The organism is Paenibacillus sp. FSL L8-0340 (assembly GCF_038593145.1).
GTDB lineage: Bacteria > Bacillota > Bacilli > Paenibacillales > Paenibacillaceae > Paenibacillus_AQ.
The window spans coordinates 3,741,076-3,764,948 of record NZ_CP151967.1 but is presented as its reverse complement, the minus strand read 5'-3'; the positions used below and the strand labels follow the sequence as shown (position 1 = coordinate 3,764,948).

Sequence of the window (23,873 nt, the reverse complement as noted above, 5' to 3'; positions counted from 1 at the left end):
CTTATAATTGTCGTTAATTCATTATGACGTTCTTCATATAAAAAATAAATACAGAATGGATCGGACAAGAATGAATCTCAAAGGAACCGAACGCCTTGGACCGATTGCTAAACCGTACATTAGCCAACTCTGCTAACTGAGTACAAGAGCTGAATACTATAGTCCGTTTACAGATTATATTGAAGACCCCCATAGTGTTTTTATGACGAAAGAATAGAAGCCTGCAAATTAAACAGCACGTCTCCCAGTAGGAATGGAAACGTGCTGTTTGCGATTCTCAGTATGGTTAGATTAGAAACGTATCCTAGATAAGCTGAAATCCCCTGCTCACTCGTTCTGCTGATTTTCCAAAGCGGCTGCACCTTCAAGCAGCATCAATCCACTCAGCTGCACGCTGAGCTGAACCGGCAGTATAGGCTTATGCTCCCAAGAAGGGCCGCAGAGTCCCAGCTCGTGGTCCAGTCCTTTCGTCCATATAGCATGGGCATTCGCCAGAATAACTTTACGGATAGGCAGTGTTCCAGGAAACTGCTTCTCCAGCTGAACCCAGTAGCGGATCAGAATTCCTTTGAACAATCCGGTGTCATCAATGCCTTCATCAGGCAGCATGAGTGTAACCGGGTGGCATAATCGGCGTATGCTTGTGTCGGCTGTCCACAGAGCATCGTCTGCATATTGCTGCTCTCCTTTAACACGGTACAGTTCCAGCGCCGCTCCAAGAAACACTCCCTGGCAGTAAGTGAATTCCCAGTCATAATCAATCTGGCCGTCTCCCAGCCTGTTGATTCCGTCCCATACAAAGCCGGAGCCGGGATCCACCAGATGGGCTTTGTTCCATTCGTAAATGCGGACCGCCCATTCCAGATCCTCCGGATCCCGGAACAATCCGTACAAACGGGCAGCCAGAATGGCGGCGGGCGCATTAGCCGGGGTGTTCTTATAATCCAGCTGATCCTTCTTCCAGGCCATTCCTCCCCCGAAATGGCTGTTCCACGCGGTTTGAATATCAGACCACAGCTCCAGCACAGCATTCTTGTATTCTTCTTCCCCGGTAGCCTGGTACGCCCGCAGCAGCGCAAGAGCCGTCCACTCCATATCATCATAATAATTATGGGAGAAGGTACCGCCATTATAAGCACGCAGACAGCGGCTGAATTCGCGGATACGCAGGGGAGCTGCGGGATCTCCCGTTCGTTCATAAGCATCGACAAGCACATCCATCACATGGGCCTGCCACCAATAATAGAAGTTGTCGTCCAGACGGATATGCTCTTTGGGAAACCACTGATTCATAATACCTGTCTCTTCATTGTAATAATGCTGCTGGAGGCAACGCTGGAGCCAGTCCGCACGTGCCTTCCAGTCCGCCTGTGCTGAAGCTTCAGCAAAAATGTCCATAGAATCATCCCCATCTGGCGTTAATTATTCACCGATAATAGTGCCAAGCTCAGCCATCCGCTCCAGCAGCTTTATGCCGCTGAGCTGAGAGCTTAGCTGTACAATGCCGCCGGGCGGGTGGCACCAGTCCGTTCCAAACAACGCACTTTCCGCCGCCTTCCCTCTCTCCCAGAGAAGTTCCGCATTTCTGTGAAGAAAGGATGCAGCTTCTCTGGCCTCAGGATCGGACTTTACAAGTTCGGCGGTATAGCGGACCAGTATGCCCTTGAACAGACCGCCATCTCCGCCGCCCTCATCCGGCAACACCCTGAGCTGCGGACCGGTTAGCTCTTCAACGGCTGCCGTGAAGGTCTGCCGGGCATCTTCAAGGTAGCCGGCTTGATCCGTAATCCGGTACAGTTCAATTGCGGCGCCTATATACACTCCTTGATTGTAGGTGTATTTCCAGTCTTTATCAATTATGCCATCCCCCTCACGGTTCAGCCCATCCCAGACAAAACCGGTCTCCGGGTCGACGAGATGTTTCTTTTGCCAGCTTAGAATCCGTTCTGCCCATTCTATATCCTGCGGATCACCGAAGGCCTGATACAGCCGGGCAGCCAGGATGGCGGCAGGCGCGTTGGCCGGGGTGTTTTTATAATCTAGCTGCGATTTCTGCCAGGCGATGCCGCCGCCCATATGATCGTTCCAGCCCGACTTGATGTCCCGCCACAGAATTAATGAAGTCTGCTTGTAGTTCTCCTTCCCCGTTGCCTGATACGCACGTAGCCATGATAGTGCCATCCATTCCATATCATCATAAAGCTCATTTGGCCAACTCCCGCCATTGCGGCGGAGAAGACCTTCATGCAGCGAGGCGAGACGCTCTTCGTACCGTCTGTCTCTTGTCCGCAGCAGACCGTCCACCAACGTATCCACGGCATGGGCCATCCACCAATAGTGAAATATAGTGTTGCATTCTCCATTCGGGCAAGGCGTCTCAATGTTGTACATGCCCATGTCTTCGTTCCAGAAATAATGATCCAGCGCTTCCTGCGCCTTGTCCGCCCGTTCCACCCACAGTCGTGGCTCAATTTTCAATTGCTTCATAAGGTTCTCTCTCCTCATATCTGATCTGGTTTCAGTAGCTGCTTACCCTTTAATACCGCTGAACGCAATGCCCTGTACAAAATAACGTTGCAGGGCCAAAAAGAGCACCAGTATCGGCAGAATCGCGACCAGCGCACCGGCCATCATCGGCCCGTAATCGGTCTGAAAGTTATAGGAAAAGGCCTGCAGCCCCATTTGAATGGTCGCTTTATCCGGATCATTTAAGACGATCATCGGCCAAAGGAAACTGTTCCACCCTGCCTGAAAGGTGAAGATGCTTAAGGTAGCCAGTGCAGGTTTCGTGAGCGGCAGATAAATGCGCCAAAAGATCTTAAATTCACCGCAGCCCTCAATCCGGGCCATTTCCAGCATGTCGCTGGGCAGGGTGAGGAAAAATTGCCGCATGAAGAACACCGCGAACGTCCCGGATGCGCCCGGCAGAATAATGCCCCAGAAGGAGTTCATCAGTCCGTTGCCGCCACTGCCGAAAAGATCATTGCCTCCGGCGAATGGAATATGGCGCATCACATAAACGGTCGGAATCATGGTTACAATGCCGGGGATCATCATCGCAGCCAGGAGGACCCGGAATACCGGCTTATTCAGCCTGAATTTCAGTTTCGCAAAAGCATAGCCGCTGAGGGAGCCAAAGAATAAATTGGCCAGTACACCGGATACGGCAAGAACAAGCGAATTCCAGAAAAATAAAGCAAATGGCACGGTCGAGAATGCTTTGCGGTAATGATCAAAGGTCAAATGCTTCGGAAACCATTGGATCGGCATCGCAAAGATCTCCTCATCCGGTTTCAGGGACGTTAGTACGCTCCAATAAAATGGCAGGAACATGGCAACAGCAATAACGATACATACGATATAATAAATGGATTTGTTAATGCCCCGCTTCAGGGCGGAGCCGCCGGTAACACCCATAGCTGTAAGCCTCCTTTTTTCCTGGGCAGCCCTGTTTAAATGACTGACTCTTCCGCTTTGGATATCCGCATATTGATCAGTGAAAAGACCAGGATGGCCATCGCCAGTACAAAAGCCTGCGCAGAAGCATAGCCCATTTGCAGCTGGTTGAAGCCTTGCTGGTAGATCAGATAGACCGGTGTCTTCGTGACATTGGCCGGCCCTCCCTGCGTCAGAACAAAAGCCTGGTCAAACAGCTGTAGTGCACCGATGATGGCCATGGTACTGACCAGGAAAGTTGTCGGCCGTAATTGCGGCCAAGTGATATACCGGAAGCAATCCATTTTGTTGGCACCATCCAGCCGGGCCGATTCATACAGATAATCCGGAACGCCTTGCAGACCTGCCAGATAAATAATCATATTAGAGCCAACGGACTGCCAGAGTGTCAGCAGGACTATTGAGAGCATGGCCGTTCTTGTCTCGGACAACCAGGCCGGTCCTGTAATCCCAACATAGGAGAGCAAACCGTTAATCAGCCCAAATTCCGGGTGCAGCAGCCAGATCCATACCGTTGCTGCCGCGACAGCTGAAGTCAGCGTAGGCAAATAATAAAAGGTGCGGAACAGCTTCACCCCGCGCCACGCCCGGCTGAGCAGCAGTCCCAGTAGCAGTGAAATTAGAATATTGAGCGGCACAAAAATCAGCGAATACAGAAACACATTGCGGAAGGTTTTCCACAGCAGATCATCATGAGCCAGCCGCCGGTAATTATCAAGCCCGATCCAGTCATTTCGGCTAAGCACATCATAATTGGTAAAGCTGAGATATAAGGCCATTACTACTGGAATAATTGTAAAGACCACGAACAGCAGCACTGTAGGCGTGATGAACAAATAAGCAGTCCGCGCCTGATGTCTTTCCACTTTTCTCATGGAAGCCATACAACTCCCCCCTTCATTATGCGGCAAGGTTCCATAACAGCAGGGAGGCACCGCCTCCCTGCTCGCTACAACTGCTACTTCACAACTTCGTTATCCTTAAGCATTTGGTCTCCCTGCTCCTGAGACTTCTTAAGTGTGTCCTCAATACTCAGTTTGTTCTGCTGGTTAAGCTGAAGATTCGGCGCCAAGGCGTCCGTCTCCATCACGGAATAGCCGGGATGTGACGGGCGGACCTTAGCAAATTCCAGGGTTTCCATAAAAGGTTTCCACAGCGGATCATCCTTGAAGAACGGGTCCTCCATCGAAGGCTTGAAGCCAGGCAGGTTCAAGCTGGTCTTAGCCCACAGCAGAGCGTTGTCTTTGTTAGCCGTCCACCATTTGATAAATTCCCAGGCCTCATCGTGATGCTTGGAGCCCTCAGGAATAACCAGGCCGAAGCCGCCCATCACACTGCCTTTGTCACCGTTAGGGCCTGCTGGCGGAGGAACAACGCCGTATTCCAGGTCTTTGCCGTATTTATTGTAAGTGCTGAGCATCCATGGGCCTGAATAGAGCATAGCGACTTTTCCGGTAACAAAAGCATCCTGGCCTTCTCCGAGCCCCAGCTCAAAGCCCACTTTGTAGACTTTATCTTTGTTCATCATCCGGTCCCAGAATTCGAGCACCTGCTTACCCTGCTCATTGTTGAAGTTGGTCTTCCCGTCTTCGGTCAGCATGGTGCCGCCCGCCTGCTGGAGATACATGTTGAACAATCCCAGGTCTGCCATGGAGAAGCCTGCTACTTCAAGCTTGTCTCCGTTCCATTTCGTCAGCTTCGCAGCCGCCGCTTCAAGCTCATCCCAAGTCGTCGGCGGCTGAAGCCCGGCTTCGTCCAGCAGCTTCTTATTGTAGAATAGTGCACGAGCGTCTACTGTAAGCGGCAGACCGTATAATTTATTGTCGTAAGAAAGTTCGTTGAGCGATTCGCTGTAAAAGTCATCTTTGGAGATCCCATCACGTGTTAAATAGTCATCTACCGGATGCAGCACATTTTTGGGCGCATAAAGTGAAGTCCGCCAGCGGTCCCAGAAAAGTATGTCAGGAGCACCGCCGTTCGTGGCCGCAGTAAGAAATTTAGTGATCATATCCTGCTGCAGCACGTATTTCACGTGAATTTTATCCTGCGATTTGTTAAAAGCATCGACCATCGTTTCGAACTGCTTCTGGCCTTCTCCGCCCCAGTCCCCCCAGAAAGTAAGCTCTGTCTTCTTTGCACTCTTGCCGCCTTGCTCTGTTCCGCTTTTCCCTGCATTGGTATCCCCGGAATTGCCAGAATTTCCGCCACACCCGGCTGCCAGGCCAGAGACCGTCACCAGAGTAAGTGCTGTTATCAACCATTTCTTCATTGTTTTCATCCCCCTCAGACTATTTGGTATGTCATTGTTGCCGTTCATTTAGCTGCACTTACTTCGATTCCGCAGCGCATGAGCACCAGCTCGCAGAACATCATATTGGCCCAAGAGAACCAGGGACGGGTGTACGCGCCGGGATCATCTGCATGAAAAGCTTCATGCATATACCCGGTACCGTCATCACACTGCGCCAGCAGGTCAAGAATGGATTGCTGTTCCTCTGTATTACCTGAAGTCATTCCTTGTACTGCTAAGGCGATTGGCCAGATATAGCGGTTTGGGGTATGGGGGCTGCCAATGCCTGCTGCGGCTATGCCTGAATAGAAATAGGGATTACTCTTGCTCAAAATGAAGCTGCGGGTATTCATATATACAGGATCATCAACTGGAGAGTAGCCAAGATAAGGAATGGAGAGCAAGCTGGGAACATTGGCATCATCCATCAAATTCACACTACCAAGTCCATCTGTCTCATAGGCATACACAGTCCCAAACTCAGGGTGGTTCACAGTCCCGTGTTGCCGGATACCTTCTTCGATCTGCTCCAGCAGATGTTGCGCAGAAGCCGCAAGCTCAGAGCTGTTTAACACCTCAGACGCAATTTCACACACATACCGGAGAACAACGACAGCGAACATATTTGCCGGGATGAGATAACCATATTCGCAGGCATCGTCGCTTGGCCGAAACCCGGACCAGGTCATTCCTGTATAGGCCGTCAGGCTGCCTTTGCCTTCACGGACCAATGTATCCGTTGATGCTCCATTCATGCGCTGAAACGTATAGAGGGAATCGCGCTCATGGTTCTGTTCGGTGGTCCACAGTTCAATAATCCGCCGGACCCCTTTTACAAAAGAGGCATCAAATTGGCTGGTCCGTCCGGTATTCTTCCACAGTAAATAGCTGAGCTGGATCGGATAACATAAGGAATCTACTTCGTATTTCCTCTCCCAGATCCAGGGGTTCATTGCCGTGAGATCATCCTGATGCCCCCGTCCATCCGCCTCTTGATTAAAAGCGTTTGCATAAGGATCAATCTCGATAAAAGCAAATTGCTGCTTAACCAAGCCTTCGATCATTTCTGCTATTTCTTCATCTTCTGCGGCAAGGATCAGAAAAGGCCTGACCTGTGCGGCAGAATCCCTCAGCCACATGGCAGGAATATCACCAGTAATGACAAAGGTCTTTCCGTCTTTATTGCGTTTTATTGTTGTATTCCAGGTGTTCGATAAACATTGTTCGAACATGTCTGCCAGTTTTGGGCGGTCCTGCAATATTGTTCGAACCCGTGCAGCCAGACGCTGAATGGATTGGGGTAATTCATTTGAGGAGTACAGTAGAAACAACCTCCCTTTTGTATTGTTATTAAGCGCTTTCATTAAATAGTATATTGGTATATAAATAATATGTCAATCAATATTTTAGACTTAATGATATATCATTTCAAGAATCTGGATATAAAAAAACCCATTCGATTGAATGGGTTCGTCTTAATCTATTACCGTTACTTTCGAACTGCAGGTCCGGTCGAACTGCCGGGGATCAGCTTCGCCTCCAGCATTACCTTATTCGGCACAGAATGCCCGTTCATAATTGTCAGCACATTCTCTACCGCAAGCCGACCCATCTCTTCTTCATTCTGGCGCATATGGGTGAAGGCATAACCTCCTCCAAGCTGTGTCGGCGGACTGTCGAAGCAAATAATGGAGATATCCTCGGGGATGCGTAGTCCCAAACGTTCCACTGCTGTCTTTGCGAGCAAAGCAATATTGTACTCGATGGCAAACAGTGCAGTAATGTCTGGGTGACTCTTCAGATGGGATTCCAAGCGTACGAGATCATGTTCGATATTATCCGGGTTAAAAAACTTCGGCAATGTCGAGGTTAAGTCACTGACCCACAGCTCCTTATCGACCATGATTCCCCGCTGGGCGTGTGCCTGTATGAAGCCTTCAATCCGGTCCTCAACGGCAGTGGTATCGACCGGCGGAGGCGAAAGAAATGATATATGGGTATGTCCCAAATCAAACAAATACTCTGTAGCTACAAGCGCTGCCTGAAGATTATCCGTGCTGATCGATGCGGCGGCTACCCCTTTTAACTGTCTGTCCACCAGCACCAGGGGGAAACGGCCAATGACCAGCTTTAGTATTTCCGCGTTGAAATATTCGCCCTGCGCCGGGAAGATAATCAGCCCATCCACACCCAGGTTGAGCAGCTTCTGGATGGATTGCTCTTCATTCTCAGGAATACCGAAGGTTCTCCGCAAGACCAGAAAGCAGTCATTATCGCGTGAAGCCTGCTCCATGCCATAGATCAGCCCCGTACCGTAGCTGTTGCCAAAATCGGTGATGATCAGCCCGATGGTCTTCTCTTCTACATTGATTGCAGGGATTCCGGTACTTGTTCCGGGAGGCAGCTCCTGAAGTTCAGCGACCGGATCGGCCACAAACGAGCCCCTGCCCGGCTTACGGACGATCAAATGCTCGGCGGCCAGCAGCTCAAGCGCTTTTTTACTGGTAATACGGCTTACATTATAGCTATCAGCCAGTTCTTTCTCAGAAGGAACACGCTCTCCAAGCTTATAGGCTTGAGTCAATATGCTCTCCTTCACTTCGTCAAAAATCTTCTCATACATCGGCTTAGAAGACGTCGGTTCGTTCATGACCTTCACTATCTCCTGACTCTTATTATTCATGATTTACATAATAATATATCATGATATATTATGATTGTCGATGCATACCTAGTCTTTCTGTATTCATTATAGATCTGATGGCAAAAAAAACTAACAGACGGACGCAGAATAGCTGTGTCCGTCTGTTAGTTAGATTTTATGAACCGCCGCTAATGTAGTTCAACTTAATCAGGTGATTTCAAGAAACAATGCACAATCAAAAGGCTGAAGCTGGATGGGATTGGATTCATGCCATTCCTTGGAGGATTCAGACTTCAATTTCGGGTTGAAACCCTTGTTCATTCCACTTACTTCCGAAACCAGACTCCATCCCTTTGGAACATCCCATTCGCACACCGTCCGGTTATGATTCATGACAAAGAAATAAGTACCGTCCTTTCCCCGTCTCCGGGTAATCTCGACACCTTCCGGTGCGGCTGCGATTCCACAGACCCCAGCGTCGCCAATCATCTCCAAGATCAGCTTTTCCATCGTCTCCGGCCCCAATTCCGTCCCGGCATAATAGGCTCGTCCCCTGCCGTATGTATGGCGGGTAACCGCCGGTGTCCCGGCATAGAAATCCCTGGCGTATACGGCTAGTACCTCTGCGCCTTCCACTGTGATCACATCGCACCACAGCTCCGCTTCCTCTCCAGACCTCCCGCCTTCATCTTCCGTTTGGGCTGCCCTGGACATCCCCTCATCATTCAGCCATCTCACACTCTGCCCGAACTGGCGCAGACAGTCGTAGTCGTAGATGCTTAGACCAAGCAGCTGCGAATAATTACCCGGCAGTGTCAGTGGAATAACAGCGTTATTCCGGTCCTTGACTGCGGTCCGCATATCGAGCAGTACATGCCCGCCCGCTTCTGTATATTCATATAGTCTTTGACATAGCTCTGAATCGGTGACGAACAGAAGCGGAAAAATCAGCACCTTGTACTTTGAGAAATCGTTATTTTCAGAAATCAGATCTACAGGGATATTGTGATCAAACAATACTTTATAATAACGGTGCAGATGTGCGACGTAGTTCAGGTCGGGATGATGCGGCTGGATTTGCAGCGCCCATTCCTGGTCGTAGCTGAACACAATCCCCACCTCGGCTTCGGGAAGTCCCCCGCGGAAAGCCTCCATATGAGGAGCCAGTTCGGCTATGCTGTCGCGGATTTCCTCGTATCGGCGACCCGGAATACGGCTGTGGGGCAGAATGCCGTGCCAGTACTGCTCGCTGCCGAACAGGCAGGTATCCCACCGGAAATAGACGATGGTATCCGCACCATGGGCAACGGATTGAAAGGTCCAGAGCCGCATCTGCCCCGGCCGGGGCGTTGAGCCGAGAATTTCCGTCCCTGTCGGTCCGGCGAGCTGCTCCATCACCCAGAACGGCTTCCCTTTGGTTCCCCTCATAAGATCGAGCGCCATGCCGAGGTGGGAGGGCAAGCTGCGCTTGATCCGCTCCTCCAGAAACAGCATCGGGTATTGATCGTGGGAGATGAAATCCAGATCCTTCGCCAGCTCGAAATAATCAGTCTTGTCAAAGAAGCCCATAAAGTTATGTGTAATAAGATGGCCGGGACATACCTCCCGCAGTATATCCGCCTGCCACTTTTGGAACTCGACGACCAGACTGGAGCAGAATCGTTTCCAATCTAGCAGAAGTGATGGATTATGGCTGTTAGGTGTAGTAAGTGGAACTGGAATCTGCGAGAAAGAGGTATAGGTCTGACTCCAGAACACCGTTCCCCACGCCTCGTTCAGGCCTTTGATCGTCCCATGCCGTTCCTCCAGCCATCGGTGGAACCTTGCCCGGCAGTGATCGCAATAGCACAAATTACGGTGACTGTTACCCAGCTCATTGTCAATTTGCCAGCCGACAACATAGGGGTTGTCCCGGTAGCGCAGTGCCATGGTCCGCACAAATTCTTTAATATGCTTCCGGTAGTCTGGATGCGACTGGCAGTCATGATGCCGACCGCCAAAGCCTACCCTCTGTCCCTCCGCATTCAGGGGATACAGATCTGGATGAAGCTCCATCATCCACACCGGCGGAGCCGCCGTCGGCGTGCCCAGCATGGTTGTAATCCCCTGCTCTCCCAGCAGTTCAATGGCTTCGTCCAGCCAGTCGAAATCATAGACACCGGGACGCGGCTCCATCTTCGCCCATGAGAACTCCGCCATCCGAACAACCTCGATGCCCATCTCCTTCATCATTACTGCATCCCGCTGCCACAAGTCGGGCGGACAATGCTCGGGATAATAATCAACACCAAATTTCATGGCTTGCGTAACTCCTTCCCATTCACGAGGTTATGTCCAGCTCTTTAATCTATTCGTGTTTATCCTTTAATCGCACCGTCAATCATGCCGGAAATAAGCTGTCTCTGAAAAATCAGAACGATAATAAGCAGCGGCAGCACGCTTACCACCGAGCCGGCCATGATGAGATGATAAGGTGTATTATTGCTGTCCTCTAGCGCCTTGAGCGCTACGGACAACGTCATATGCTCCTGGGAGCGCAGAATAACGGACGGCCACAGAAAGTTGTTCCACTGCTTGACGAACAGGATAATCCCCAGGGCGGCGAACGCCGATTTCAGGTTGGGAAGAATGATCCGGCGGAACATCCCAATCTCGCTGCACCCGTCGATTCGTGCCGCCTCCATCATTTCATCGGGAATGGAACTGCAATACTGCCGCATGAAGAAGATGCCAAAAGCATTGGCCAGATCAGGTAAGATTACTCCCCAGATGTTGTCGATGAGATGCAGGTTCTTATAAATGACGAACAGTGGAACCATCGTTGCTTCATGAGGAATCATTAGTGAAGCGAGCACGAAGACGAACAGAATGTCCTTGCCGCGAAACCGGTATTTGGCAAAGGCGAACCCGGCCAGGCTGCAGAACAGCAGCGCAGTAATCGTCATGGTCGTGGACAGCAGCAGACTGTTCCAGGTGATAATTCCAAATTTACGGTTCACGAACAATTCAGTAAAGTTCTCCCAATGCAGCGTTGTCGGCAGCCAGATCGGCGGATTAACGAAGATTTGACTGATATCTTTCAGCGATGAGCTGAATAGCCAGAACAGCGGAAACAACGTGATGAGGGAGACCACGGCCATCAGGACAAATGCTGCACCAGCGGTCAGGCCCTTCTCAGCTGAACGGCCGGCCCTTTTCGCCGCAGACTTCTTTTTCGTTTGAGTCAAAAGCGTCATTCGGTTCTCCCCCCTTATTTCTCATCGAATAGACGCATCTGGATCAGCGATATGCTCATCATCAAGATGAAGAAGCAGACAGCGATTGACGAGGCGTAGCCGAAGTTGAAATTCTGAAAGCTTTCGTTATACAGCATCAGCACCGGCGTCAGCGTCGAATTTAGCGGACCGCCTTTGGTGAGAATGTACGGCTCGGTAAAGAGCGAAAAGGTGCCGATTGTGGACAGCACGGTGCAGAATAGCAGCATTTTTTTGACCAAAGGAATGGTTATGAAGAAGAAACTTTTTACTTTCGTCGCTCCATCGACATAAGCCGCTTCGTACAGATCCTTCGGAATACTTTGCAGACCGGTCAGCAACAGCAGCATATTGTAGCCGAGCCAACGATACAGCACCATTAACGCCACAGAAAAACGCGCCCACCACGGGGAATCAAGCCAAGGAAGCGGAGACTTGATCCAACTGAGGTTCAGCAGGAACGTGTTGATCAGCCCGTCTTGGGTATTAAATAGCAGCACGAATACGAATGATACGGCGACCACCGACACAAAATTCGGCACAAACAGAGCCATCCGGAAAAACCCTTTGCCCACCATCCATTTGGAGTTGAGCATACTGGCAAAGATTAAGCCAAGAAAGAGCATAAGCGGCACATACATCAGGAAGATGACTAAGCTGTTCCACAGCGACAGCCAAAAGTAATGATCCTTCAGCAGTGCCGTATAGTTGTCCAGCCCGATGAATAGCTTGTCACTTGCACCGTTCCATTCCGTGAGACTAAGATAAAACGAATAAATAATTGGATACAGTGAAAAGATGCCAAATAAAATAAAGTATGGGGAAATGTACAGATACGGAGCGTAACGGATCTGTCTGTTCCATCTTGTCTTACCCATAGATTTTCTCATCTCCTTGATCCTTGCTGCTGTCTACTCTCTTTTGGTCTTCTGCCGGAGTTCATCGGCCATTGTCTTTAACGCATCTCCAGAGGAGGCGTCATTCAGGAACACCTTTGCCCACACGTCCGTCATCAGCTTGTTGGCCATCGGGAAATCGGAGGTGTAAGCAAGCGGATAGGTGCTCTCCAGTGATTTGGCATACACTTTTAAGATAGGCTGGCCCTTGAAGTAATCAAATGGCTTGTCCATTGCCGAGTCGGAATATACCGTCTTCAACGAAGGGAATAGCCCCGCCTCCAGCATCATTTTGGTCTGAGACTCCTTATCACCGAGCATGAATTCGATGAATTTCCAGGCTTCTTCCGGGTGCTTCGAATTTTTATTTATCGCCATGTTGGACCCGCCTTGGTTGGCCCCGCCATATTTATCGTCCGCTGACCATTTCGGCATCGTCGTAACTGACCATTTGCCCGAATCCTGCGGCGAGTACTGCTTTTCAATGATCGCGTCATGCCAGGAACCGCCGACTACGCTGGCGATTTTACCCTCACCTATGGCATTGCCCCAAGGGTCGGAATTGGCGCGGGCGTCATAGACAAGCTCTTCCTGCTGCAACTTGATTAAGTAGTCCGTGATCTCCTTCACTTCCGGACTGTCGACCGTGACCTTGCCGTTCTCGTCAAAATACCAGTATCCGCGCTGCCACATCATAGATTCGAACACACGGTTGCTGGAATTGGTCTTCGAATCGCCGTACATGAACGCTCCTGTCTTCTCCTTCACCAGCTTGGCGGCTTGATAATAATCGTCCCAAGTCTTAATCTTGGCGGCGACCTCATCGGGATCGGTCGGCAGACCGGCCTTAGCAAACAGGTCATTCCTGTAGAACATCACCACCGGGCCGCTGTCCCATGGCATGGCATAGATTTTACCGTCCATGGTGGCGTCCTTCCATTTGTAGGGCACGATATTATCTTTATATGGAGCCACATGTTCGGTAATGTCGAGCAGCGAATTGATCTCCACCATCTGTGATAGATTCGTCGATTCGAGCGCCAGCACATCCGGCACCGCGTCGTCAGTATTGGAGGAGACCAAATACTTCTGATAGAGGTCGGTGGATTTCATGGTTTGGAACTCAACTTCGATATTGGGATAAGCTTCCTTGAACCGGTCCATATTTAGATCAATCCCGGCTTTGGCCTGCTCCCAGATCCAGACGACAAGCTTCACCTTCTCCTCTCCCCCCTGATCCGTTCCAGCCGATCCGGAATTACTTTGTGTGTTGGAACCAGAGCAGGCGCTTAACACCATGGAAGCTGTAAAAAGCGTGGAAAGCAGCATTTTCCCTCTTTTGTTATGCATTGTTTGACCTCCTTGAGTGGGTTGATACCATCATAAGAGAAATGTAAGGGGTTTCAAATCCGACTGCCGTTCGAAAAAGGTTCACTTTTATTGGAATGTAATAAAAAAGCCCGTTTTCTACACGGGCGAAGGGTCAATTCATTGGATTTTGGTGTCTTTTTGTTTGTTGGCGGTATTGTCCCGGAGCGAATCCGACGCTTTTCTTAAACCATTTGGCGAAATATTTGACGTCTCCAATCCCGATCTTCTCCGCTACTTCCTCCATACGGTAGTCTGTCATTGCCAGCAGATTCTGTGCCCGTTCCAGCTTTTTCTGTGAAAGGAAATCAATCAGGCTGCTGCCTGTCGCTTCTTTGAATACGGTGCTGAAGTAGCTGCGGCTTATACCGATCCGGTCGGCGATTTCGCCGGCCCGGGGATCGAGATGCAGATGGTGGTTGATATAGTCAATAGCGCTGAGAATATCCTCCTTATGCTGGCGGCTGACCAGACGGGTCTCGCGCTCGATTGCCCGCAGGCGCAACAGACGCAGCACGCCCTCTATCCATCGCACCCCGCCCTCAACCGGCCCCTCCAGTCTCCATCCCAATCCGGGATTACGTGAACTCTTCAGATGCAGCAGTTCATGCTCCGCCGTATCCCGTTCCGCCCAGTGGCAGGCCAGCAATGCAGTACCGTCTGGACACGGTAAGAACGCACGTCCTGGTGACCCGGGTGGAAATGCCTCACCAATCTTTAGACATGCTTTTTGCTCAGAAGTCGAAAAACTGGAATTGTTAGCGCTTCCATTATTATACAAATGAAAGATGCAGCCGCCTCGGGTCATCCAACCCCAATCTCCATTCAGCTTGGCTACCAGCCTCTCGTCTGCAGTGATATCCTGTACCCGAAGCCACTCCATTACAATTTGCATCTCGTCCTCAGAGGCTGCCATGGAGGACTGATTCTCCAGATGAAGCCCGCATTCACGCCGGATTTTATCGAGGCATCGCTCCATTTCCTCGTCGCCCATGCTGGTTTTTACAATATAGTCAGAGATACCGAGCTGGATCCCCTGCTGTGCGTAAGCAAAGTCGCGGTGACAGCTCAGAAACAGGATTTTGACATGGGGATATCTGTGTCTAATTTTATGAGCCAGCTCGATTCCGTCCATCTCGGGCATCACGATATCAGTAATGACAATGTCGGGTTCATGATTGACCACCTTCTCCCAGCCCAGGATGCCGTTGGGTGCATCGCCGACGACTGCCATGCCATGTCTGCCCCAGTCGACTGTCATCCTCAGCCCTTTTCTCACAAGCTGTTCATCATCAACGATAAGCACCTTCAGGGGTGAATCTCTCCGTAAGTCTTTGGCCATCGTATGATCACCTTACTTCCGTGGTTTCGTTCGGACTCTATCGTAAAATCGCAGTTTTCGCCAAAATGCATGTTAAAGCGCTCTCTGACATTCCGCATGCCAAGTCCTCCTTTCTTGCCCGGAATGACTTGGCCGTTCCTCACATAGAGCAAATGCTCCGGCTTGATACCGATCCCGTTGTCAGTTAACTCCGCCTTAATTTCGCCTGATCCGGAGACGAGTGACAGCCTAATTTCACCTGCTCCGTCTGTAAAGCCGTGAAAAAAGATGTTCTCCAGTAGCGGCTGGAACACCATCCGCGGCACCAGGCAGGACCTCAGCTCCGGCTCGGCCTCCAGCTTGAAACTAAAGGCATCATCGTACCGGAGCCGCTGGATTTCGATAAAATGAAGCACTAAAGCCAGTTCCTCCTCAAGCGGCACCAGTGTCTTAGACACTGTAAAAGTGCTCTCCAGGACGGCAACCAGATGCTCAATCATTTTCTGAATATCGCGGCGCCCGGCCAACCTCGCCTTCCACTGAATGCTGTTCAGAGTGTTAAATAGCAGGTGGGGGTTGATCTGGTAGTGAAGCGCCCGCAGTTCTGCTTCGCTCTTCAGCTTTTCGCTCCGGCTGATCTCACGCACCAGATCCTGGATTTGTCCGGTCATCCGATTGAAGGATAGACTTAAATAGCCCAGTTCATCGCTTGTGAGCACCGGGGTCTGGATGAACAGCTCCCCTTGTCCGAATCTTCGCATCGAATGGGTCAGCTTTTGAATGGGCCGCGTAAGCCGAAGCGAGAAAAAATGGGCCATCGCGATGGCGAAGAGCAGCGTGCAGCCCGCAACGATCAGCGTATAGTTCAGGATCACGCCCGAGGAGCGATAGAACTCAGCATGCGGCATTCTGGCCTCGACAGTCCAGCCCTCCCGCTCCATAACCCCGGACCAGACAATATCGTCCTCCGAACTACTGTATTTCTCCGAGCTTTGCAGCAGCACGCTTCCGTCCGCTGCCCGTATTTGCAGGTGAGCATTCATATTATGCTGAAACGCCCGAAGCAGATTCACCACGGAATCCGCCTTCGTGTCGATTAGAATCCGGCTGCCTGGCGGGAGTCCGAAATGATCCTTGACCGGCACAACCAGGCTGATGACCATGTTGTCATTTACAAAGCGGTAATAGTAATCCGGCCGGTGGATGATAACTTGTCTTCCGCCATTCCTGGCAACTTGGTGCCAGAAGGAGGACTCCGTAAGCCTTGCCTGATCAAGTCCGCCGCTTCCGATAAATTTGCCCGAAGGCATCACAACCGAAACACTTACAATATTGACCGTTTCAAAAGATATAAGATATCGCTGGAGCGCCTGTTCCTCCTTATATCGGCTATAGTTCAGCGTTTCGCCATCTTCGATGACCATGGGTGCAGAGATCAAATAATTCAGTAGATTGCCCGTAATATTGTCCATCTGCGCGATGCTGGTATCCAAATGGAGCTTAAGCTCCTCAATGGCGTTCATTCCGTAGCTCCCGAACTGTGAATTCACGATCTGCGACGATTTATGATTGGAGAAATAACCCATTACGGCCAACGGAAGCAACGCAATGACTGTGAAGAACATCAGCAGCTTGGCGTACATGCTTCGGCCTATTGATAATGCCTGCGGTTTGCCTTTGTTCCGGGGGTGTGAAGCTTTCGTTTTCATTTCGTTCCCTCCACAGCATCGACTGGCCTTACCAATGCGTAAAAAGGGCAACCGGATCTACGTGATCCGGTCCCCCTTACCTATTTCCGCAAATCCGGTAAACCCGGTTTATTCGTCTTCTTTGAACACCGGTACAATATTCAGCTCAAACTGGAACTCCTTCTCATCCAGCCTGTAGGGAGCCAGCAGCGCGGGACCGCAGGAATTGGAGCCTACGCCGCTCATCTGATAATCCAGATGGACAATCGTCTCCGGCCTGCGGGTCAGCTCGTATTGGTGCGAGGCTTGGGTCAGATCCTCCGGCGTATAATGCGAAGCATTGAAGGAGAATGGACGGTCACTCTGGAATCTCAGTCCCATGCCGAGCTCATTCGAGACAATAACCCATTCCGTTTCATTGTGGGAACCGTTCTCCTGGGGCATGATATAATCCACAAACTGCTCATCGACGGTAGTCATGTATTTCCCAATTTTAGTGCTATGTCCCTTATCGATGTAGCTTTCATGGGGTCCCCGGCCGAAATATTCGATCTCCTCATTCCCTTCCGGCATCACGACGCATAGCCCGAACCGGGGCAAGAATGGAATACCGTCTCTGGTTGTTACGTTAGTACGGAGATAAAGCTCTCCTGTAGCGTCCACCTTCCAGCGGAACGTTCCCCGCAAGAACGGCGGACGCAAATAGCCTCCCATCGAGAAGTCCGCTTCCAGCTCTACGGCTTCACCGTCCTGCCGGATCGTGTCCACGCGGTAAATATGGGTTACAGCCCGTTCGTACCCCTCCTGCATCCATTCGTGCTTCACGAACCGGTCATTATCTGCCGGGGCGCGCCATACCGCAAAAGAAAGCGGCGCAAGCAGCATCTCCATTCCGTTCTTGACTAGGCTGTCAAACGTACCGGCGCCAAGATTAAAGCCGTATTTAAAGTCAAATCCCGTGATGACAAGCCGGTCGTCCCGGCGCTCCACTTGGAGTGGTGACCGGGCCTCAGGTAGGAATAGCACAGGCTGATTAGCCGGCAGTTCAAACTGGCCGAAGGAAATTTCATGGCCGGGTGATGCCCACCAGGTTTCTTCTATCGTCCTGCACGACAGAGTAACAAAGTACCTCCCCGGTTCCTCCGAAATTCCGAAGCCTGCTTCGACTGTCTGCGAGCCGTGAGGGCCTGCCGACAAACCACTGATTTCACCTTGATTTACCGTTTCACCGTCCTTTTCCAATTTCCACAGAACTCTCACATGAGACAGATCCCTAAAATCATAGCGGTTGTGAATTTCTATGAGCCCCGATCCGATTTCTTTGGCTTCAAATACAACGGGGGCAATCACCTGCTTGAGTTCCAGCAGTCCGGAATGCGGCTTCCGGTCGGGGGCAACCAGACCGTCAATGCAGAAGTTGCCGTCATTAGGCTGATCGCCGAAATCTCCCCCATAAGCATAATAAAGCCGTCCGTGCTTTATAATCTTGATGCCATGATCCACCCATTCCCAGACACATCCACCCATCAGCTTTGGATACCGGTTGATCACATCCCAGTAATCCTGCAAATCGCCGGGCCCGTTGCCCATGGCATGGCTGTATTCGCACAGAAACATCGGTTTGGTCGTATCCGGATCGGACGCGTACGCTGCAATCGCCCCGCTGGAGGCATACATCCGGCTCTCCATGTCGAGCACCTCCGTATCCGGGCTGCCGCCGTGACGGGGATCCGAACCCTCGTAGTGAATAGGACGAGAAGCGTCCCTTGCTTTGGTCCAGCGGGCCATTGCCATATGGTTCTCTCCATAACCGGATTCATTGCCCATGGACCAAATGATGATACATGGGTGGTTCTTATCCCGCTCCACCATCCGGGTTGCCCGCTCGACGAAAGTTTTCTCCCACTCGGGGTTGCGCGTGAACCAGTTGAAGTCCCCTGCTGGAAGCGCGCCATGACATTCCAGATCGGCTTCTCCGATCACATAGAAGCCGTATTCATCACAGAGCTCTAGAAAACGGGAGTCGTTCGGGTAATGCGAGGTTCGAATGGTATTGATATTATGCTGTTTCATCAGCCGCAAATCTTGGACCATATGATTGACCGGAATCGTTTGTCCAAGCTCCGGGTGGGAGTCATGACGATTGACACCCTTAAGCTTTACCGCTTGACCGCTGATCGTGAACACGCCATCCTGAATGGATATTTCGCGTAAACCTACGGGAAAATGCAGAACTTCATCGCCTGCGAACAAGTATAAATGGTATAAATGCGGGTTCTCTGCATTCCACAGCACGGGATTCTGCACATGCAGCTTCAACGTACCTTGGCCTTCGATCACGGCCTGCGTCCGCTCTATCTCAGCACCGTCTGCATCCTGCAGAACAGCTTCAACTTCAAGCCTGCCTGTTGACTCCACCTTGCAGTTTAGCTCCGCACTATCGAAGCTTGCGGACAGAGACGTGCGGTTGAATACATCGGAGATATGAGCGGAATCCCTGGCAAGCAGGTAGACGTCCCGGAAAATACCAGTGAATCTCCAAAGATCCTGATCCTCCACATAACTTCCGTCGCACCATTTCAGCACCATGACGGCCATCCGGTTCACACCATGACGGACATAAGGCGATATATCGAATTCGGCCGGCATCCGGCTTCCTTGGCTGTAGCCAACAAATTGTCCGTTCACCCACAGGTAGAAGCATGAATTGACTCCTTCAAATACCGCTACCTTCTCCTTGCCGTTCCAATTATCCGGCAGTGTGAACTCCCTGACATAAAGTCCGGCAGGATTATCATTGGGCACGAAAGGCGGGTCAAACGGAAAGGGATAGTTGATGTTCGTGTAATGCAGTTGATCATAACCGTTTACTTGCCAGCAGGACGGAACCACCAGATCATCCCATCGGCTAATGTCATGTTCAGGGGCTACACAATCTTCCTTGACCTCTCTGACGCTGGCGTGATATTTGAACTTCCAGCGGCCGTTCAGCGTCTGATAATACGGGGAACGCCCCCGCTTTCTGCGGCGCGCGTCTGCAGCTGACGCGTATGGGATATAATAAGCTCTGGCTGCTTTCCTGTTTATCTGCAGCGTCTCGGTATCTTCCCAGTAATTCGGCATAAATGACATGACCATCCTCCTGAATATTGTAATTGGCCTTACCACTCAGCAATGCTGCCGTCCCGATGCCGCCATACCGGATTTCTCCAACGGTGGCCCGTCTCCGCCATCTTCCGCACATACTCCTCGTTCACCGTAATGCCAAGACCCGGTCCGGAAGGAATATTGACATGACCGTCACTGTAGGCAAAGACGGTAGGATCGGTGATATAATCCAGCAGGTCATTTCCTTGATTATAATGGATGCCGAGGCTTTGTTCCTGAATGACCGCATTATAAGACGTCGCATCTACCTGAAGGCAGGCGGCAAGAGCGATCGGCCCAAGCGGACAGTGCGGAGCGACCGCAACATCGAACGCTTCGGCCATAGCGAATATTTTCTTGCATTCCGTGATGCCTCCCGCATGGGACAGGTCGGGCTGAATAATATCGACTACCCCATCCTTCAGCAGATTTTTAAAATCCCAGCGTGAGAACATGCGCTCACCCGTCGCGATCGGAGTGCTGGTATGATGTGCGATTTCCCGCAGTACTTCGTTGTTTTCCGGCAGTACCGGTTCTTCAATGAACATCAGACGGTACGGATCCAGCTCTTTGGCCAATCCCCGTGCCATCGGTTTATGGAGCCGCCCGTGAAAATCGACAGCAATCCCGAATTCCGGTCCACAGGATTCCCGAATGGCTGCGACCCGCTCAACGATAGCATACACCTTGTCATGTGTATCAATGAACTGCATCTCTTCCGAGGCGTTCATCTTAATCGCCGTGAAACCGGCGGCCTTCTTCTCCAGAGCAGATTTGACGACATCGATGGGGCGGTCTCCGCCTATCCAGGAGTACACCCGCATTGAACTTCGGCAAGCGCCGCCAAGGAGCTGGTACACAGGCGCATTGTAGATTTTCCCTTTAATATCCCACAACGCCTGATCGATCCCTGCTATCGCGCTCATTAAAATAGCCCCGCCACGATAAAATCCTCCCCGGTACATCAACTGCCATAGGTCTTCAATCCGCTGAGGATCCTGTCCGATCAAAAGATCCATCATCTCTTCCACTGCGGTCTGAACAGTATGCGCCTTGCCTTCGACCACCGGCTCTCCCCAGCCGGATATGCCCTCATCGGTTTCAATCTTCAGAAACAGCCAGCGGGGAGGAACGATAAAGGTCTCAAATCCGGTTATTTTCATCGATTATTTAACTCCTTTTGTGTTGTTCATTCTGGCCTTGCTGACTTCCTTCGCGAACTGGCGGGCCGTCTCGGTTATCTTCGCATAGTCGCCCCGCTCCACCGCTTTCCGGTCTACGAGAGCGCTTCCTAAACCGACAGCAACAGATCCGGCGGCAATGAAGGATCCGACATTCGCAAGTGTCATGCCTCCTGTCGGCATCATCCGGATATGACCAAGGGGCCCCTGCAGTTCCTTTATGTAGGAGGCGCCCAGCGAACCGCCGGGGAACACCTTTAGCAGATCTGCACCCGCTTCGTGCCCTCTGACAGCTTCGGTCGGCGTCATCACGCCTGGGATGGAGATTCGCCCGTACTTTAAGGTGAGATCCACAATTGCCTCATTCAAATTTGGCGAAAAAATAAAATCGGCTCCCGCCGCGATAGCCTGCTCGGCCTGCGTCAACTTCAGCACCGTACCCGCTCCCACCAGCAGGCGATCTCCATATTTCGCCTTCATGTCCGCGATCAACCTGTTCACTTCCGGCGTATCGGCTGTAATCTCCAGCGCTCCGACACCCCCATCTGCCAGTGCCGCGGCAATTTTATCCGCCCTTTCAGGCTCTGGTCTGCGAATAACGGCGACCAGTCCGGAAGTTATCAACCGCTCAATCTGAAGATTTTTGTCCATTTCCTTCCTCCTCCTTTGGAATGCCCCTCATTTACCGGATAATATCCTCCAAGTCGGATCCCCCTGCCAGGAGAAGATCCACATCCTGCCGTGTCGGAAGACCCTCCACATCGCCGCTTACTCCGACAACAATGGAACCCACCGCGTTGCCGCGTCGCACCGCTGAGGGCAGGTCCTCCCCTTGCAGCAATCCGCTTATAAATCCGGCGGCAAAACCGTCTCCGGCACCCATCGGATCAATGAGCCGCTTCACCGGAAATCCCGGCTCATCTCCCGCGATTCGTCCGTTACTGTAATAAGCTCCGCCCGCGCCGAGCTTGATTACGACAGCACCGGCGCCGGATTTCAGCAGACGGTCTGCGATGTCTGCAGGCGTACAGCATCCTGTCAGAAACTGTCCCTCATCAATACCGGGCAACACGTAATCGGCAAGAGCCGCTATTTCGTTAAGCACAACGCAGGCTTCTTCTCTGTTCCAAAGCTTCCAGCGGATATTGGGATCAAACACAATGGCCGCACCGTGTTTTTTTGCTGCTTCGAGGGCTCGAAAGGTTAATTTCCTGCACTCGGGGCTAAGCGCCGGAGTAATGCCGGTTACATGCAGGATGCGGGCTTTTCCAACATAAGCCTCATTAAGCTCATTCTCGTGCATCAGGCTGGCAGCCGATTGTTTGCGGTAGTAGTACACCTGTATTTTATCCGGGGATATTTGTTCTTTGAAAAACACTCCCGTCGGCGCTTCGTCTGTAATCCTGACTTCGGAAGTATCAACGCCATGTCCTCTTACGACCTGCCTAATATAGCGTCCAAATGGATCATTTCCGAGCTTGCTGAACCAGCCCACGGTATGTCCCATACGGGCAAGCCCAACTGCCACATTGGTTTCGGCTCCGGCAACATGCTTGTGAAAGCCGTTCACATACTCCAGGGGAACCATCCGGTCCGGTGCCAAAAGTACCATGGTTTCCCCAAAGGTTACTACCTCCATTGCCCCTCCTCCTTCTGCTTCATCACTGATAGAGTTTCTGCATAAAGATCATATCTTTATTCTTGAATAAAATTGAATCACTTACTCCCCTGCCGTTTTACACAGAAAAATGTACGAAACATCGTTTCCCAACGTTAAATATAATTACTTTTTAGATATAGATACGATCTTTATGCTACAATCATATTATCTTGTTGTTTACTAGTCAATACTAAATCAATACATAGACATATCTACTTATCCTCAAGAAGCTCCTATGCTAAAATGAATTCATTCCAAGTGATAAGGACGGCTAAACATGAAACAGATCAAACAGACCGCGTTTCAGGCTACTATAGAGCTTATGAAACAGAAAATCCTTGATGGGGAATGGGCTCCGGGGGATCGGCTCCCTACTCTGCAGCAGCTAGCTGTCGATTTTTCCGTTAGTGTCACTACAGTACGTGAGGCGCTGCGGATATTAGAGAGTCAGGGGAATGTCAGCATTGAGCACGGACGTGGGATGTATGTACGAAACGATCCGCTGCTGTTGGATGATCCGGCGGTAGCCCTAGAGGAATTGGAAAACATTTCGATAGTGGATCTGCTGGAAGCTAGACTGCTCATTGAGCCTGAACTTGCCGCTCTGGCTGCGCAGCGGGCCGATGACGATCAGATCCGCAGGCTGCGGGTACTGGCAGAGCGAATGGTGCGGCAAATGGAGGAAGGTGGCCCCTTCTTCGAGACAGACCTCGCCTTTCATCAGTTAATCGCCGAAGGAGCAGCAAATCCGGTAGTGGCGCGGATGCTGAATTCGATTCTTCCATTGCTGGCCGAAGGACGCAAGCAGACCAATACGCTGCCCAATATGCGGACGAAAGCTTCCAATTATCATGTTCTGATCGCCATTGCCATTGAGGAACGACAAAGCGAAACAGCCCGGCAGCTAATGGAGAGCCATATCCAGAGTATGCTGACAACCCTGAAGAAGTAGATTCACCCTGTGACGC

General features: G+C 51.1%; 18 protein-coding genes. 1 reads left to right on the top strand and 17 read right to left on the bottom strand.

The features are described 5' to 3' along the window. Positions 1-327 precede the first annotated feature (327 nt). The 17 genes from NST07_RS16865 to NST07_RS16785 form a co-directional block, all read right to left on the bottom strand. Positions 328-1,398 (bottom strand): glycoside hydrolase family 76 protein, encoded by a 1,071-nt coding sequence (locus tag NST07_RS16865; RefSeq protein WP_342479808.1) that lies wholly within the window; start codon positions 1,396-1,398, stop codon positions 328-330. 24 nt (positions 1,399-1,422) lie between these two features. Then, positions 1,423-2,487 (bottom strand): glycoside hydrolase family 76 protein, encoded by a 1,065-nt coding sequence (locus tag NST07_RS16860; protein ID WP_342479807.1) that lies wholly within the window; start codon positions 2,485-2,487, stop codon positions 1,423-1,425. A gap of 42 nt (positions 2,488-2,529) precedes the next feature. After that, the gene (locus NST07_RS16855; protein ID WP_038592017.1) at positions 2,530-3,417 is read right to left on the bottom strand and encodes a carbohydrate ABC transporter permease; all 888 of its coding nucleotides are present in this window, start codon (positions 3,415-3,417) and stop codon (positions 2,530-2,532) included. 35 nt (positions 3,418-3,452) lie between these two features. Then, positions 3,453-4,340 (bottom strand): sugar ABC transporter permease, encoded by an 888-nt coding sequence (locus NST07_RS16850; RefSeq protein ID WP_038592014.1) that lies wholly within the window; start codon positions 4,338-4,340, stop codon positions 3,453-3,455. Between the two features lie 74 nt (positions 4,341-4,414). After that, positions 4,415-5,725, bottom strand: coding sequence for an ABC transporter substrate-binding protein (locus tag NST07_RS16845; RefSeq protein ID WP_342479806.1), 1,311 nt, complete (start codon positions 5,723-5,725; stop codon positions 4,415-4,417). A 44-nt stretch (positions 5,726-5,769) separates the two neighbouring features. Then, positions 5,770-7,110 carry a glycoside hydrolase family 125 protein gene (locus NST07_RS16840; RefSeq protein WP_342479805.1) on the bottom strand — a complete coding sequence of 447 codons (1,341 nt, stop codon included), beginning with the start codon at positions 7,108-7,110 and terminating at the stop codon, positions 5,770-5,772. A gap of 125 nt (positions 7,111-7,235) precedes the next feature. Beyond that, on the bottom strand, positions 7,236-8,396 hold the full coding sequence (locus NST07_RS16835; protein WP_341093220.1) for a GntR family transcriptional regulator: 1,161 nt from the start codon (positions 8,394-8,396) through the stop codon (positions 7,236-7,238). Positions 8,397-8,597: 201 nt separating this feature from the next. Next, positions 8,598-10,688 (bottom strand): beta-galactosidase, encoded by a 2,091-nt coding sequence (locus NST07_RS16830; RefSeq protein WP_342479804.1) that lies wholly within the window; start codon positions 10,686-10,688, stop codon positions 8,598-8,600. A gap of 59 nt (positions 10,689-10,747) precedes the next feature. Then, positions 10,748-11,626 carry a carbohydrate ABC transporter permease gene (locus NST07_RS16825; protein WP_341093216.1) on the bottom strand — a complete coding sequence of 293 codons (879 nt, stop codon included), beginning with the start codon at positions 11,624-11,626 and terminating at the stop codon, positions 10,748-10,750. Positions 11,627-11,640: 14 nt separating this feature from the next. Next, positions 11,641-12,522: a sugar ABC transporter permease gene (locus NST07_RS16820; RefSeq protein WP_076112903.1), complete on the bottom strand. Its 882-nt coding sequence runs from the start codon at positions 12,520-12,522 to the stop codon at positions 11,641-11,643. A gap of 33 nt (positions 12,523-12,555) precedes the next feature. Beyond that, entirely contained in the window at positions 12,556-13,890 is a 1,335-nt protein-coding gene (locus tag NST07_RS16815) for a sugar ABC transporter substrate-binding protein (protein ID WP_342479803.1), read from the bottom strand. A 133-nt stretch (positions 13,891-14,023) separates the two neighbouring features. Then, positions 14,024-15,250 carry a response regulator gene (locus NST07_RS16810; protein ID WP_342479802.1) on the bottom strand — a complete coding sequence of 409 codons (1,227 nt, stop codon included), beginning with the start codon at positions 15,248-15,250 and terminating at the stop codon, positions 14,024-14,026. Then, on the bottom strand, positions 15,217-16,938 hold the full coding sequence (locus NST07_RS16805; protein ID WP_342479801.1) for a sensor histidine kinase: 1,722 nt from the start codon (positions 16,936-16,938) through the stop codon (positions 15,217-15,219). Before NST07_RS16805 ends, NST07_RS16810 begins: the two co-directional genes overlap by 34 nt. A gap of 108 nt (positions 16,939-17,046) precedes the next feature. Continuing rightward, on the bottom strand, positions 17,047-20,049 hold the full coding sequence (locus tag NST07_RS16800) for a glycoside hydrolase family 2 TIM barrel-domain containing protein (RefSeq protein ID WP_342479800.1): 3,003 nt from the start codon (positions 20,047-20,049) through the stop codon (positions 17,047-17,049). A gap of 29 nt (positions 20,050-20,078) precedes the next feature. After that, positions 20,079-21,227, bottom strand: coding sequence for a galactonate dehydratase (gene dgoD, locus NST07_RS16795; RefSeq protein WP_342479799.1), 1,149 nt, complete (start codon positions 21,225-21,227; stop codon positions 20,079-20,081). Positions 21,228-21,230: 3 nt separating this feature from the next. Then, positions 21,231-21,896 carry a bifunctional 4-hydroxy-2-oxoglutarate aldolase/2-dehydro-3-deoxy-phosphogluconate aldolase gene (eda, locus tag NST07_RS16790; protein WP_341378637.1) on the bottom strand — a complete coding sequence of 222 codons (666 nt, stop codon included), beginning with the start codon at positions 21,894-21,896 and terminating at the stop codon, positions 21,231-21,233. A gap of 31 nt (positions 21,897-21,927) precedes the next feature. Continuing rightward, complete coding sequence (locus tag NST07_RS16785; protein WP_342479798.1) at positions 21,928-22,884, bottom strand: sugar kinase; 957 nt, start codon at positions 22,882-22,884, stop codon at positions 21,928-21,930. A gap of 298 nt (positions 22,885-23,182) precedes the next feature. Here NST07_RS16785 and NST07_RS16780 point away from each other — a divergent pair, with 298 nt between their 5' ends. Beyond that, positions 23,183-23,857, top strand: coding sequence for a FadR/GntR family transcriptional regulator (locus tag NST07_RS16780; RefSeq protein WP_341093208.1), 675 nt, complete (start codon positions 23,183-23,185; stop codon positions 23,855-23,857). Positions 23,858-23,873 lie beyond the last annotated feature (16 nt).